The organism is Microbacterium suaedae, from assembly GCF_003254645.1.
In the GTDB taxonomy this organism is placed as follows: Bacteria; Actinomycetota; Actinomycetes; order Actinomycetales; family Microbacteriaceae; genus Microbacterium; species Microbacterium suaedae.
Genome location: NZ_PNFD01000001.1, coordinates 1,258,153 through 1,272,252, shown reverse-complemented (window position 1 = coordinate 1,272,252; position 14,100 = coordinate 1,258,153). Strand labels below are relative to the sequence as shown.

The following is a 14,100-nucleotide window of genomic DNA, read 5'->3' as shown; positions in this document are numbered from 1 at the left end:
CGCCTGCCGGACGACTGCGGTCAGGCCGCGCCGAGCGCGGCCTCGAGGAGGGTGCTCGTGCGAGGACCGAGCCCGAGATGCGAGGCATCGCGCAGCTGCTCGGCCGTGTCGACATCGCGGCGCAGCGTCGACGTCGCGGGCACGTCCAGCAGAACGTGGCCCGCCTCGACGTGCTGCTGCGCCGATCCGGAGCCGAATCGCGGATCGAAGACGGAGGGCTCGCGCCAGGTGAGGAGGACGGATCCGATCCCCTCTGTGTCGGCGACGACGCCGCGTTCCTCCGCCGTCGCCCGGAGCAGGGCGCGGTCGAGGTCGATGCTCTTCAACGCGGGCAGATCACCGAGCATCGCGGCGCGGGCGTCATGCTCCGCGCGCTCGAGGCCGGCGCGTGCGGCACCGTTGAGGCCCATTCCGGGATCGGAGATCCACCGGGCGCCGTCGATCTGCTCGACGCCAGCCTGCACATCCGCGTCTCCCGTCACGACGATGACCTCACCGACGGCGTCGGCGCATGCCGCTGCATCGATCGTGTCGAGGGCGATCGCCAGCGCAAGCTGCGGGCGATCCGCGTCGGGCAGCTCGAGCCGGGACTTCCCGGACGCGGTTGTCTTGACGGGGACGACGACGGACCACTTCACGAGGCCACCTTAGCGCGCAGTTTCGAGAGGACTTCGCGACCGTAGAGCTCGAGGAACTCTGCCTGGTCGTGCCCCGGGTCGTGGAAGACGAGGTGCGTGAAGCCGAGATCGAGGTACTTCTGGATCTCGGCGACGTGCTCGTCCGGATCGTCCGACACGATGAAGCGGCTCGCGGCGCGCTCGGTCGGCAGCTGCTCGGCGAGGCGCTGCATCTCGATCGGGTCGGAGGTGCCCATCTTCTCCTCGGGCGTCAGCGCGAGGGGCGCCCAGAATCGCGTGTTCTCGAGCGCCTTCTGACGGTCGGGGCGGAACGACACCTTCACCTCGAGCATGCGGTCGACGTCGCCCTTGTCGCGGCCTGCCTTCGCGATCCCCTCGTCGAAGGCGGGGATGAGCTTGTCGGTGTACAGCTCGCTAGCCTTGCCGCTCGTCGTGATCCAGCCATCCGCCATGCGACCCGCCAGACGCGTCGCCGCAGGGCCGGACGCGCCGATGTAGATCGGCACCTCCTGTTCGGGGCGGTCGTAGATCGTCGCGTTGTTCACGGAGTAGTACGTGCCGTCGTAGGTCACGCGCTCGCTGCGCCACAGCTCACGGATCATGAGGATCGCCTCCTTCATGCGCTGGAAGCGCTCGGGGGGATCCGGCCAGGTCTGACCGAGAGTGACCTCGTTGAGCGCCTCGCCCGTTCCGACGCCGAGAATCATCCGTCCCGGGTAGAGGGAACCGAGAGTGCCGAATGCCTGCGCGATGACGCCCGGGTGGTAGCGGAACGTGGGCGTCAGGACCGACGTGCCGAGCAGCACGCGCTTCGTCGCCTCGCCGACGGATCCCAGCCACGGCAGCGCCGCCGGCGCGTGCCCGCCCTCATGCATCCACGGCTGCAGGTGGTCGCTGAGGAAGACCGAGTCGAAACCGTTCTCCTCGGCTCCGACCGCGTAGTCGAGCAGCTCGCGTGGGGCGAACTGCTCGGCGGAGGCCTTGTATCCGAAGCGGAAGGGGACGGTCATGTGGTGACTCCTTCGTTCTGGAGGGCAGGCGCCCCGGCGGGGCGTGCGTGCGCGAGACGCGCGCGGAAGTCGGCGACGGTACCGGGCCAGAGCAGAGTGAGCCTGCCGCTGCGCTCGTCAACGTACCAGTTGCCGCAGCCGCCCGTCAGCCACGGTGTCGACGCCGCGCGCTCGGCGATCTCCCGCGTCGACGCTCGTTCGGCCTCGTCCGTGACGCGAACGGGGCCGGGAAAGGCGAAAGGGGCTGCCGCCCTCTCGGCGATGAGCGCGGCTGCGAACTCGGCCTGTGCCTCGGACAGCAGGACCGACGAGTTGTGCCCCAGCGAGGCGTTCGGCCCGTTGAGCACGAACAGGTTCGGGAACCCCGCGACGAGGGTCGAGGCGACCGCCGTCATCCCCTGCGACCAGTGCGCGTCGAGCGTGCCGCCCCGCTCGCCCGTGACGAGGTGAGCGTACGGCTGGCGGGTTGCCTCGAACCCCGTGGCGAGCACGATCATGTCGGCCGAGTACTGCGCGCCCGAGTCGGCGACGAGCACGGATCCGCGCACCTCCGCGAGCGCCGACGGCTCGAACGAGACCGCTCCGCTCGCGATCGCCGGGTAGAAGTCGTCGCTCAGCAGCACGCGTTTGCATCCGAACGCGTAGCCGGGCGTGAGTGTGCGGCGCAGTTCGGGATCCGGCACCTGGCGGGCGAGGTGATCGAGTGCGACCCGGCGCATCTCAGCGGCCGCCACCTCGTCGCCGGAGCGCGACGCGAATCGCGCCTCGCCCTCGTCATAGAGGCGCGCGCGGTGGGCTGCGAGGGCCGAAGGGTCCTCCTGGAAACGGTGCCGGTCGGCGGCGTCGACGGGGTGATCGCCGCGCGGCACGATCCACGCGGGCGTGCGCTGGAAGAGGGTGACCTGCGCTCCGCGGCGGGCGAGCTCGGGGACAAGCTGGATCGCCGTGGCGCCGGTGCCGACGACTGCGATGCGCCGGCCCGCGAGGTCGTGGTGGGGAGCTGCGGCGTGGTCCCAGCGCGACGAGTGGAACAGGGGGCCGCTGAACGTGCCGAGGCCGGGGACATCGGGGATCCGGGGCTCCGTGAGGCGCCCCGCGGCGAGGACCAGGTGCTCGGCGACGATCTCCCCGCTGCACGACGACGCCAATTCTTCGCCGGCGGTTCCCGACACGCCGGGTTGGGGGCGTTCCTGCACAGAATTGGCGTCGTTGTGCAGGGGGGTGCTGGGGCCGCGCGGGGCCGCACTGGTGGCGATGCGCCAGGCGGAGCCGTCCCAGTGGGCATCGGCGAGGGCGGTGCCGAGCAGGAGGTGCGGTTCGAGCCCCTCTTCCGCGACGATGCGCTCGAGATAGGCCTGGATCTCGCCGCCGGGCGCGAACACGCGCGACCAGTGTGGCCACGGGTGGCTTTCGAGACCGTAGAGGTGCGACGGCACATCGCACGCGATCCCGGGGTAGGTGTTGTCGCGCCAGGTTCCGCCCACGCGAGCGGCGCGCTCGAGGATCACGAACGACTCGACGCCCGCCTCACGCAGAGCGAGGGCCTGCGCGATGCCGGCGAATCCGGCGCCGACGATGACGGCGTCCACGCGGAGGGTCATGCGCCAGACACCTCGCCGTACGTCGTGGTGCGCTGTCGGAGGGGGCGGAACAGCGGCTTCACGAGGGCGCGTGCATCGTCGAGCGGCAGCTCCTGACCGGCCTCGACGCCGCTCAACGGCCCGACCCGACCGTCGCGCAGCGTGCCGCCGAGGTCGTCGCCGCCCGCGCGCAGAAGCTGGGCGGTCGTCGCGCGGCCGTGGCGTGTCCACGGCAGTTGGATGTGGGGGATGATGCCGGTCAGGAGGAGGCGCGAGACGGCGACCATCGCGCGATGCTCGTCGAGCTCGCTGCGCCCGTCGACGAGCGGGCGACCCCAGCCGGGCATCGGGATGGGCACGAACTCGGAGAATCCGCCCGTCGCCCTCTGGATGCGGATCAGCTCGCGCAGGTGGGCGATGCGCTCGGATGCCGTCTCGACGTGCCCGTAGAACAGCACGGACGTCGACGAGAAACCCGCACGATGCGCGGCCGTGATCGTCGAGGTCCAGCGGTCGATCTCGAGATCGGAGGGGGCGACTTCCCGGCGCACCCGCTCGCTGAGGATCTTCACGCCCGTGCCGGGAATGGTGTCGACGCCGGCCTCGCGGAGGGCATCGAGCGCGCCATCGAGGCCGAGGCCCGCGCGGTCGGCGAGGTCGACGACGTCCTGCGGACGGAAGGCGTGCAGGTGGATCCCGGGAGCCGCGCCGCGGATCGTGCGCGCGATGTCGAGGTAGCCCTCCGGGGACGTGGGGACGAGGCCCTGCACGCAGATCTCGGTGAGGCCGAGATCGGCGGCGTCGCGTGCCATGTCCGCGAGCTGCGCGAGGTCGAAGCCGCCGGGATTCGCCGAGCCGAAAAGAGTCGAAGCGATGTTGCGGTTGTCGACAATGCTCACCGCCTCGCCGATCGTGTAGCGGCGCACGTCGTCGGCCGTCTGCACGACAGCTTCGAGCTCGTCGCCCGTCGCCGTGAGCAGGCGGATCCATTCGTCGTCCTCGAGGGAGCCCGGATCCTGCGCCGCCCGCTCGATCACGGCCGCGATGAGGCCGCCCGGAGCGCTGAGCGTGGGCGTGTGGTCGCCGAGCTCCTCGTCGGCGACGTCGTGCTGCGCGGTGCCCTCGGGGATCGCGTTCTCGCGGGCGAGGCCCGAATCCGGCTCGCGGAGTGCGTCGACGGCGCTGCGCAGGACCGGGTCGATCCAGTCATCGCCGAGGAACTCGGGGTGCGCCGTCAGGCGCTCGCGCAGTTCGAAGCCGAGCTCGGAGGTGCGCGCCGCGAGATCGTCGAGGTGCGGCCACGGGCGCTCGGGATTCACATGGTCGGCCGTGAGCGGCGACACCCCGCCCCAATCGTCGGCGCCCGCGCGCGCGAGGAGCTCGAGCTCGACGACGTCCTGCAGATTCGGCGGAACCTGCACCCGCATATCGGGCCCGAAGACGAGACGCGTCACGGCGACGGCCGCGACGTACTCGAGCAGCTGCGCATCCGGCGCGTTCTGCATCGCCGTGCGCGGCTTCGCCCGGAAGTTCTGGACGATGATCTCCTGCAGGTGCCCGTGCCGCTCGTGCACGTCGCGGAGGGCGATCATCGATTCGGCGCGGTCGCGCGGCGTCTCTCCGATGCCGATGAGGATCCCCGTCGTGAAGGGGATCCGCGCCCGGCCCGCGTCGTCGAGGAGCTTCAGCCGCACATCCGGATCCTTGTCGGGGGATCCGTAGTGCACCTCGCCGCGGTTCTCGTACAGCGCGCGCGACGTCGTCTCGAGCATGACGCCCATCGACGGGGCGACCTCGCGCAGCCGCGCGAGCTCGTCGGGACGCATCACGCCGGGATTGAGATGGGGGAGCAGGCCCGTCTCCTCGCGGATGAGGCGTGCCATGGCACCGACGTAGTCGAGCGTGGAGGCGTATCCGTTCTCGTCGAGCCAGGCGCGTGCCTCGGGCCAGCGATCCTCCGGGCGATCGCCGAGAGTGAGGAGCGCCTCCTTGCAGCCCATCGCCTGCCCCTGCCGGGCGACGGCGAGGACCTGCGCGGCACTCATGTACGCGGGCTTGCGCTTCGCGAGCAGCTGTCCGGGGGTGTCGACGAACACGCAGTAGTGACAGCGGTCGCGGCACAGCGTCGTCAGGGGGACGAACACCTTGCGTGAGTAGGTGATGACGCCGTCCCGGCCCGCCCGGACGAGCCCGTCGTCGCGCGTGCGCGCGGCGAGTTCGAGTACGCGGTCGAGGTCGTCGCCCGTCGCGTGCAGGAGCAACTCGGCGTCGTCGACATCGAGGCGCTCGCCGTGCGCGGCGCGTGCGAGTGCGTCTGTGAGAGGAGACGGATCCACCAGGGTCATCGCGTCAAGTCTTCCACTGAAATGCCACGGGTGGACCGACCAGGGCACAGCCCGGCGGAAGAGGAGGGAGAAGTGACGGCCACAGTCGTCATCGCGGGACTCAGCTCGACGGAGATCCAGACACCGATCGGTGAGTGCGTGCCCGCCGGGGGCCTGATCGCATCGACGGAGTGACAGGATGGTGTCCATGGTCAGGCTGCTCGTGGACTCCGACACGCTCGAGGTACAGCTCGCACCCCTCGAGCGTGCGCTCGCCCGCCGCGCAGAGAGCGTGCGCGTCGACCGATCTCTCATCGCGAAGGTGCAGCTGACGGAAGAACCCTTCACCTGGCTGCGCGGCGTGCGCGCGCCGGGCACGCACGTGCCGGGGCGCGTCGCCTACGGCACGTGGCGTTCGGTCTTCGGCGATGACTTCGCCGCCGTGCGGGAGGGGCGTCCGGGCGTCGTCATCGACCTCGAGGGCGACGGCGAGTTCGAGCGGATCGTGCTCACGACGCGACACGGAGTGGGCCTCGTGAAGGCGCTGCAGCGTGAGGGCCGCGACACCGGCGATGTCGCGCAGCTCGACTGACGGCAGCGTCGTCACGGCCTAGTCATGAGCGCAGGGCTGATGTCTGCGATATCAGGGGCCTGTGGAGAACGTGCTCGTCGGGGCTGTGGAAAACTCAGCCGCCTCAGGCCGCGTCGCCCTCCGCGTCGCCTTCCGGGATCTCGAAGCTCGCGGCGGGGAATGCCGCCATCGTCGTACTCGCCGCGGCGGGAGGCGCTGCCGCCTCGTCGTCGAACATCGCGCGCAGCTGGGCTTCCCAGTCGTCGTCGGCGACCCGCGCCTCGTCGGCGACGATCCCCGCCTCGATGTCGGATGCATCGCGTTCGAGTTCGTCTGCGCGGGCGAACGCAGCCACCACCCCGGGAGAGAGCGTGGCCGCCGGGAAACTCGAGGAGGAACCGTCCGCTTCGTCGTCTGCGCTCTCCGCGGGCACCGTGGCGGTGTCGCCGTCCTCGTCCGCTTCGTCCTCCGAAGGATCGTCGTCGTCTGAGCGGAGCCCGTGAGCAAGGTTCGCGAGACCGGCCGCCCCCGGAAGGGCCGCGGCGCCGGCGATCGCGCCCGCTGCATGACCGTTCGCGGCGTCCTCATTGCCGTCAGCGGCGTCGTCCGCCTGAGAGGTGTCGTCCCCCTCGGTACCGCCGTCGTCGTCGAAGAGCTCCGCGATCGCGTCGGTTTCGTCCGACGGCTCGGAGGTCTCTGCGATCGCGTCGGTCTCGTCCGACGGCTCGGAGGTCGCCGCGTCGCCGAGAACGTCCCCATCCGTGGCGCCCGTGGCGTCTCCGGCGGCGAAGTGCGCCCCGGGCTCGAGGGCGGCGGTGCGGGCGGGCGCGGTCCAGGTGCCGTCGATGATCTGCAGGTAGATATCTTCGAGCGTCGGCCCGCGGTGCGTGAGCGTCGTCAGTGCGATGCCGGCGCGAGCCGCGAGCGAACCGATCTCGGCCGTCGTCGTGTCGTCGATCGCGATACCCGACCGCAGGACACGGTGGTCGAGATCCGCCTCGTCGAGCGCGGCGATGAGCGCCGCGCGGTCGTCGGCGTCGACGGTCACGAGCCCGCCCTCGGTCTCGCTCAGCAGTTCGATGGGACCTTCGAACAGCAGGCGCCCCTCGCTGAGCACGATCAGCGAGTCGGCGACCTGCTGGACCTCACTGAGCAGATGCGACGACATGAGCACCGTGCGGCCTTCGTCCGCGAAGCGCCGCATGAGCAGGCGGATCCAGCGGATCCCCTCCGGGTCGAGGCCGTTCGCAGGTTCGTCGAACACGAGCACGCTCGGGTCGCCGAGGAGGGCTTCCGCCACCGCGAGTCGATGCTTCATCCCGAGCGAGAGGCTGCCGATGCGCATATCGCCCATCTCGCCGAGACCCACGATCGTCAACACCTCGCGCACGCGCCCGGAGCCGACGCCGACACGCCGGGCGGACTTCGCCAGATGCCGTACGACGGTCTTTCGGCGCGCTTTCTCGAGAGGCGCGATCGACATGACGGCGCCGATCGACGCGGCCGGGCGCACGATGCGCTGATACTCGGTCCCGCCGATCGTCGCGCGCCCGCGCGTCGAGCGCAGCTCGCCGAGAAGGATCCGCAGTGTCGTGGTCTTTCCGGCGCCGTTCGGCCCAAGGAAGGCCGTGACACGACCCGGGTCGACGCGGGCCGTCAGCCCGTCGACAGCCGGAGCGTCGCCGAACACCATCGTCACATCGGCGAACTCGATCACCTTGCCGTCGCTCACGCGCACCTCCTTCAGAAACATGCGTTCCTCTACATCCTTGCCGATACCGCCTGATGGATGTGGGAACCGCGCCCGGTAACGTGGCCGCGTGACCCCGAATGACGTCGACGAGCGCATCCTCATCCGCACGCACAGCGCGCTCGGACACATCACGATCGATCGGCCGCGGTCGCTCGGCGCGGTCGACACCTCGATGCTGCGCGCGATCGGCTCCGCGCTTGAACGGTGGCGGAACGACGCCGACATCGACACCGTGCTGATCGACGCGACGAGCGAGCGCGGCTTCTGCGCCGGCGGCGACGTTCGCCGCCTTCACGGCGCGATCACGGCAGGTGACATCAACCTCGCCGAGGAGTTCTTCCGCACGGAGTATCGGCTGAATGCCACGATCGCGGAGTATCCGAAGCCGATCGTGACGATCGCCGACGGCGTGACGATGGGCGGCGGGATCGGCCTGACCGGACATGCCGCCGTGCGCCTCGTCACCGAGACGTCCGTGCTCGCGATGCCCGAGACGCGCATCGGATTCACGCCGGACGCAGGCGGTTCCTGGCTGCTCGCGCACGCCCCGGGCCGGATCGGCGAATACCTTGCCCTCACGAGCGACACGATGGACGCCGCCGACGCCATCTATGCGGGCTTCGCCGATCAACTCGTTCGGCGCGACGACGTCGAAGCCGTGCGCGACGCGCTCGAGACCCGCGCAGACCCCTCCACGCCGACCGAGCTCGTCATGCTCTTCGACGAGACCCCGGACGAGAGTTCCCTCCTCGACGCCCGCGCGTGGATCGACGACGCCTTCGCCCGCGACACCGTCGCGGAGGTGCGCGACCGGCTGCGCGAGCTATCGACGGATCCCCGGTGGCTCGACGAGAAGCGATCCCCCGCCACGGCGCTCGCGGCCCTCGAAGAACGCCCGCCGACGGCGCTCGCGGTCACGCTCGCCGCGATCCGCTCGTCTCGCGCTCTGCCGCACCTGCGCGGTGCGCTCGAGCAGGAGTTCCGACTCGTCAACTGGTTCGTCCGCACGCAACCCGACATGACCGAGGGGATCCGCGCTCAGATGATCGACCGCGGTGCGTCGCCGCGCTGGACACCGCCGACGCTCGAGGACCTCCCGGACGACGTCGTCGGCCGCGCGTTCATGCACGAACCACCCGGGTTGCTCTTCGGCTGAATCGAGCCGCCAGAGGGGCGACTCGATTCAGCGGGCCTGTCCGGCGGATCCGGCTTCGCCGTCCGCCTGTATCGAGCGGCGAGAGGGGCGGCTTGATTCAGCGGGCCTGTCTGGCGGATCCGGCTTCGCCGTCCGCCTGTATCGAGCGGCGAGAGGGGCGGCTTGATTCAGCGGGCCTGTCTGGCGGATCCGGCTTCGCCGTCCGCCTGCTCCCGTCGTTCTTCGTCCCACGCCACCCGCCCGACACGTTCTGTGCGTAGGGTGGTGCGCCAAGGACGACCGCTTTTGGCCGGGAAGGCGCTTCAATGGTCAGCAGGCAGCAGTTCGGAACCTACGGTGTGTGGCTTCCGGAGGGGCGGTGGACACCCGGAACCGCGGCGGTCGCCGAACGACTCGGCTATCAGACGCTCTGGATCGGCGGGTCGCCCGCCGCCGAGCTCGAGGGCGTCGAGGCCGTGCTCAACGAAACCGAGCACGTGATGGTCGCGACGGGGATCGTCAATATCTGGCAGGCGGATCCCGTGGAGGTCGCCGCGTCGTATCTGCGGATCTCCGACGACCACCCGGGACGGTTCGTCGTCGGCATCGGCTCGGGGCATCGTGAGGCGACGCCCCACCGGGTGGGTCCGCTGTCGGCGCTGCGGGACTACCTTGACGTGTTCGATGCGGAGGGTGTCCCGGCCGACGCGCGTCTGCTCGCGGCGCTGGGCGACAAGACCCTCGCTCTGGCCGCCGATCGATCGATCGGTGCGCACCCGTATCTGACGACGCCCGCGCACACGGCCCACGCGCGGGGGATCGTCGGCGACGCCCTGCTCGCCCCCGAACTGAAGGTGTCGCTCGGCCGGGACGCCGCATCGGCCCGCGCGGTCGCGCGGGACTACCTCGCGCGGTACTTCCGCCTCGAGAACTACGTGAACGCGCTGAAGCGCTTCGGAACCGACGAGGCGGCGTTCGACGACGGCGGTTCCGACGCGCTCGTCGATCTCGTCGCGGCGAACCCCGATGCCGCTGCGGCCGTCGCGGGCATCGAGTCGCACCTTGCGGCGGGCGCGGATCACGTGAGCGTGCAGCCGATCGGCGAGGACGCCCTCGGCGACCTCGAGCGCGTCGCCGACACCCTCGGCCTCACCCAGGAGTGACGCTCAGGCGCCGGACGGATCAGCCGCCCGGCGCCCGGGACATCAGGACTCGGCGGTGGGCTCGGGCGGACCACCCACGACGGGCAGCTCGGATGTGCCGAGCGACTCTTCGATCGCCTCGACCTCATCGACGTCGACGACGGCGTGCTCGAACTGGCTCTGGTAGAGCCGCCAGTACGCGCCGCGCCGGGCGATGAGCTGCTCGTGGTCGCCCTGCTCGACGATCGAGCCGTGTTCCATCACGAGGATGAGGTCGGCGTCGCGGATCGTCGACAGACGGTGCGCGATGACGAACGAGGTGCGCCCCTCTCGAAGGGCCGCCATGGCGTGCTGCAGCAGCAGCTCGGTGCGCGTGTCGACGGAGCTTGTCGCCTCGTCGAGGATGAGCACCTGCGGGCGCCGCACGAACGCCCGTGCGATCGTGATGAGCTGGCGTTCGCCGGCCGATACGTTCGCCGCATCTTCTTCGAGCACCGTGTCGTATCCGTCGGGCAGCGAGTGGACGAACCGGTCGACGTACGTCGCTTCGGCGGCCGCCTGCACCTCCTCGTCGCTCGCGCTCTCGTCGCCGTATCGGATGTTGTCGCGGATGGAACCCGCGAACAGCCAGGGATCCTGCAGCACCATGCCTGTGCGCGAGCGCAAATCGGCGCGCGTCATCTCGCCGACGTCCTGTCCATCGAGGCGGATCGCGCCGCCGTCGAGTTCGTAGAACCGCATGAGGAGGTTCACGAGCGTCGTCTTCCCGGCTCCGGTCGGGCCGACGATCGCCACGGTGTGGCCCGGTTCGACACGGAACGAGAGATCGTCGATGAGCGGCTGATCCTCGGTGTAGGAGAACTGCACGTTCTCGAACTCGATGACCCCCGCCCCGCCCTCGGGCGCCGTGGGCGCGTCGGCGTCGTCGGGATCCTGTTCGTCCTCGTCGAGCAGGGCGAACACACGCTCGGCCGACGCGGTGCCGGACTGCACGACGGGCAGCATGCCGCCGAGCTCGGTGAGCGGCTGCGTGAACTGCTGCGAGTACTGCACGAAGGCCTGCACGTCGCCGATGCGGATCTGACCGCCCGCCACCATGATGCCGCCGAGCACAGCGATGCCGGCATAGGTGAGGTAGCCCACGAACTGCATCGCCGGCATCATCACGCCCGACAGGAACTGCGCCAAGAACGACGCTCGGTAGAGCTCTTCGTTCTCGTCGCGGAAGGCATCGCCCACAGACTTCTCGCGGCCGTAGACCTTGACGAGCGCGTGTCCGGAGAACGACTCCTCCACGCGCGAGTTGAGGCGACCGACCTTCTTCCACTGCGTCTGGAAGGCCTTCTGTGACTTGGGGCCGATGATGCCCATGATGACGCCGATGAGAGGCAGCGCGACGAGCGCCACGAGGGCGAGCTGCCACGAGATCGAGAACATCATGCCGATGACGCCGACGACCATGAGGAGCGACGTGAGCGCGCCCGAGAGCGACTGCTGCAGCGTCTGCGTCATGTTGTCGACGTCGTTCGTGACGCGGCTGATGAGCTCGCCGCGCTGGACCTTGTCGAAGTAGCGCAGCGGCAGGCGGTTGATCTTCGCCTCGATCTGCTCGCGCACGCGCCACATCGTGCGCACCATGATGACGTTGATGATGTAGCCCTGCAGCCACTGCAGGACGGCGGAGAGCACGTAGATCGACATCGCCCATACGACGACGACGCGCAGCCGGTCGAAATCGACGCCCTCGCCGGGGGCGAAGTGATTCATGGCCGCGACCATGTTGGCGAACTCCTGCTGTCCCGTCGCCTCGAGCGCCGCGACGACCTCGTCCTGGCTCATCCCCGCGAAGTTCGCACCCATGGCGGTGGACATGACGCCCTCGAAGACGACGTTCGTCGCTTCTCCGAGCACCTTGGGGCCGGCGACGGCGAGCACGACGCCGATCGCGCCGAGCACGGAGGCGAGGATGAACGCCCACTTGTACGGCGCGAGGAGGCGCAGGAACCGTAGGAAGCTCGGCCAGAAGTTCTCTGGCTTTCCGCCCGCCGGGCCATCCCATCCGCCGCCCGACTGTCGTGCCTGTTCGGCGAGCTCGGCCTCGATGCGCTCCTGTTCTGTGAGGCCTTCGTCCTGTGTCGTGGCGCTCATGCTCCGACCTCGCTCTCGTCAACGCTCATCTGCGATTCGACGATCTCCCGATAGGTGGTGCTCGTCTCGAGCAGCTGCTCGTGGGTGCCGACGCCCGCCATCTTTCCGTCGTCGATGACGACGATGCGGTCGGCCTCCGTGATCGTCGAGACGCGTTGCGCGACGACGATCTTCGTGACCTCGGGCAGCTCCCGCCAGAGGGCCTGGCGCAATCGCGCGTCGGTCGTGAGATCGAGCGCCGAGAACGAGTCGTCGAAGACGAGGACGTCGGGCTGGTGCACGATGGCGCGGGCGATCGCGAGGCGCTGCCGCTGCCCTCCGGAGACGTTGGTGCCGCCCTGGGCGATGGGGGTGTCGAGACCCTGCGGCTTCTCGCGCACGAAATCGGCGGCCTGCGCGATCTCGAGCGCGTGCCAGAGCTCGTCGTCGGTCGCCTGCTCGCGCCCGAAGCGCAGATTGCTCGCGATCGTGCCGCTGAAGAGGAAGGGGCGCTGAGGCACGAGGCCGATGCCCTTCCACAGCACGTCGAGGTCGGCCTGCGTGACATCGACGCCCTGCACGCGCACGGTTCCGCTCGTGGCATCGAAGAGCCGCGGGATGAGAGAGATGAGGGTCGTCTTCCCGGCGCCGGTCGACCCGATGACCGCCACCGTCTCGCCGGGAGCGGCGTGGAACGAGATAGCGGAGAGAACGGGCTGTTCGGCACCGGGGTAGGTGAAGGAGACGTCGTCGAACTCGACGTGGCCGGGCGTCGGCATCTCGCTGATCGGGTGCTCAGGTCGCACGAGGGTAGTCTCGCTCGCGAGCACCTCGCCGATGCGGTCGGCAGACACGGCCGCGCGCGGGATCATGATCGCCATGAAGCTCGCCATCATGACGCCGCCGAGGATCTGTCCGACGTACTGCATGAACGCGAACAGCGTGCCGATCTGCGTGTTGCCGGCGTCGACCTCGATGCCGCCGAACCAGACGACGCCGACGATGGTGACGTTGAGCACGAGCATCACGAGGGGGAACATGAGCACGAAGAGCGAGCCGACCTTGCGCCCGACGACCATGATGTCGGTGTTGGCGAGGCGGAAGCGTTCTTCTTCGATGGCCTCGCGCACGAAAGCGCGGACGACGCGCACGCCTGTGAGCTGTTCTCGCATCACGCGGTTCACGGCGTCGAGCTTCGCCTGATAGCTGCGGAACAAAGGCACCATGCGGCTGATGATCGCCGCGGCGACGAGGAGGAGAGCGGGGATCGACACGGCGAGGATCCAACTGAGCCCGACGTCCTGGCGGATCGCCATGACGATGCCGCCGATCGCCATCATGGGCGCCATGACGAGCATCGTCGCGCTCATCATTGCGAGCATCTGCACCTGCTGCACGTCGTTCGTGTTTCGAGTGATGAGGGATCCGGCGCCGAAGGTCGACACCTCGCGTTCACTGAACCCGGAGACGCGCGCGAAGACATCGTCGCGGATATCGCGGCCGAGGCTCATGGCCGCGCGCGCTGCGCAGAACGTCGCGACGATCGCGGCGAGGATCTGACCGAGGGCGACGAGCAGCATCCACAGCCCGGTGCGGACGATGTACGGTACGTCGCCGACGGCGACGCCTTGGTCAATGATGTCGGCGTTGAGGGTCGGGAGCGATAGGGCGGCGAAGGCGGAGGCCAGCTGGAAGACCAGCACCCCCGCGAGCAGCCATTTGTATCGCCCGAGATAGCGGACGAGAAGTTTCCAGAGCACGGATGAAGCCAACCACGCACCACCGACATTCGAAAGGACTGCCGCGTTCGTGGGGGCCGT

At 69.6% G+C, this 14,100-nt stretch carries 10 protein-coding genes; 3 read left to right on the top strand and 7 right to left on the bottom strand.

Translation table 11 applies throughout. The features are described from left to right. Nucleotides 1-20: 20 nt before the first annotated feature. Genes cofC through cofG form a run of 4 tightly spaced genes read right to left on the bottom strand, consistent with a single transcriptional unit; the run spans nt 21 to nt 5,573 of the window. The gene (cofC, locus tag C0012_RS05635) at nt 21-638 is read right to left on the bottom strand and encodes a 2-phospho-L-lactate guanylyltransferase (protein ID WP_110590098.1); all 618 of its coding nucleotides are present in this window, start codon (nt 636-638) and stop codon (nt 21-23) included. Then, a complete protein-coding gene (gene fgd / locus C0012_RS05630; RefSeq protein WP_110590097.1) occupies nt 635-1,648 on the bottom strand; it encodes a glucose-6-phosphate dehydrogenase (coenzyme-F420) in 1,014 nt (337 codons plus the stop codon). Before fgd ends, cofC begins: the two co-directional genes overlap by 4 nt. Next, nucleotides 1,645-3,249, bottom strand: a complete 1,605-nt coding sequence (locus tag C0012_RS05625; RefSeq protein WP_110590096.1) for a flavin-containing monooxygenase — start codon at nt 3,247-3,249, stop codon at nt 1,645-1,647. The genes fgd and C0012_RS05625 overlap by 4 nt, the downstream gene beginning before the upstream one ends. Next, nucleotides 3,246-5,573, bottom strand: coding sequence for a 7,8-didemethyl-8-hydroxy-5-deazariboflavin synthase CofG (cofG, locus tag C0012_RS05620; protein WP_110590095.1), 2,328 nt, complete (start codon nt 5,571-5,573; stop codon nt 3,246-3,248). The genes C0012_RS05625 and cofG overlap by 4 nt, the downstream gene beginning before the upstream one ends. Nucleotides 5,574-5,760: 187 nt before the next feature. On the opposite strand from cofG, the gene C0012_RS05615 reads away from it, so the two are divergent. Next, a complete protein-coding gene (locus C0012_RS05615) occupies nt 5,761-6,144 on the top strand; it encodes a hypothetical protein (protein WP_110590094.1) in 384 nt (127 codons plus the stop codon). 103 nt (nt 6,145-6,247) lie between these two features. Here the strand turns inward: C0012_RS05615 and C0012_RS15395 are convergent, their stop codons facing one another. Next, complete coding sequence (locus C0012_RS15395) at nt 6,248-7,855, bottom strand: ATP-binding cassette domain-containing protein (RefSeq protein WP_162621935.1); 1,608 nt, start codon at nt 7,853-7,855, stop codon at nt 6,248-6,250. Between the two features lie 88 nt (nt 7,856-7,943). Between C0012_RS15395 and C0012_RS05600 the strand changes: the two genes are divergently transcribed. Both C0012_RS05600 and C0012_RS05595 read left to right on the top strand, forming a co-directional pair. Beyond that, entirely contained in the window at nt 7,944-9,032 is a 1,089-nt protein-coding gene (locus C0012_RS05600; RefSeq protein ID WP_198411063.1) for an enoyl-CoA hydratase/isomerase family protein, read from the top strand. Nucleotides 9,033-9,337: 305 nt separating this feature from the next. Continuing rightward, entirely contained in the window at nt 9,338-10,174 is an 837-nt protein-coding gene (locus tag C0012_RS05595) for a TIGR03620 family F420-dependent LLM class oxidoreductase (RefSeq protein WP_110590092.1), read from the top strand. Nucleotides 10,175-10,216: 42 nt separating this feature from the next. On the opposite strand, the gene C0012_RS05590 is transcribed toward C0012_RS05595, so the two are convergent. Beyond that, entirely contained in the window at nt 10,217-12,301 is a 2,085-nt protein-coding gene (locus C0012_RS05590) for an ABC transporter ATP-binding protein (RefSeq protein WP_110590091.1), read from the bottom strand. Continuing rightward, complete coding sequence (locus tag C0012_RS05585) at nt 12,298-14,040, bottom strand: ABC transporter ATP-binding protein (protein ID WP_110590090.1); 1,743 nt, start codon at nt 14,038-14,040, stop codon at nt 12,298-12,300. Before C0012_RS05585 ends, C0012_RS05590 begins: the two co-directional genes overlap by 4 nt. Nucleotides 14,041-14,100 lie beyond the last annotated feature (60 nt).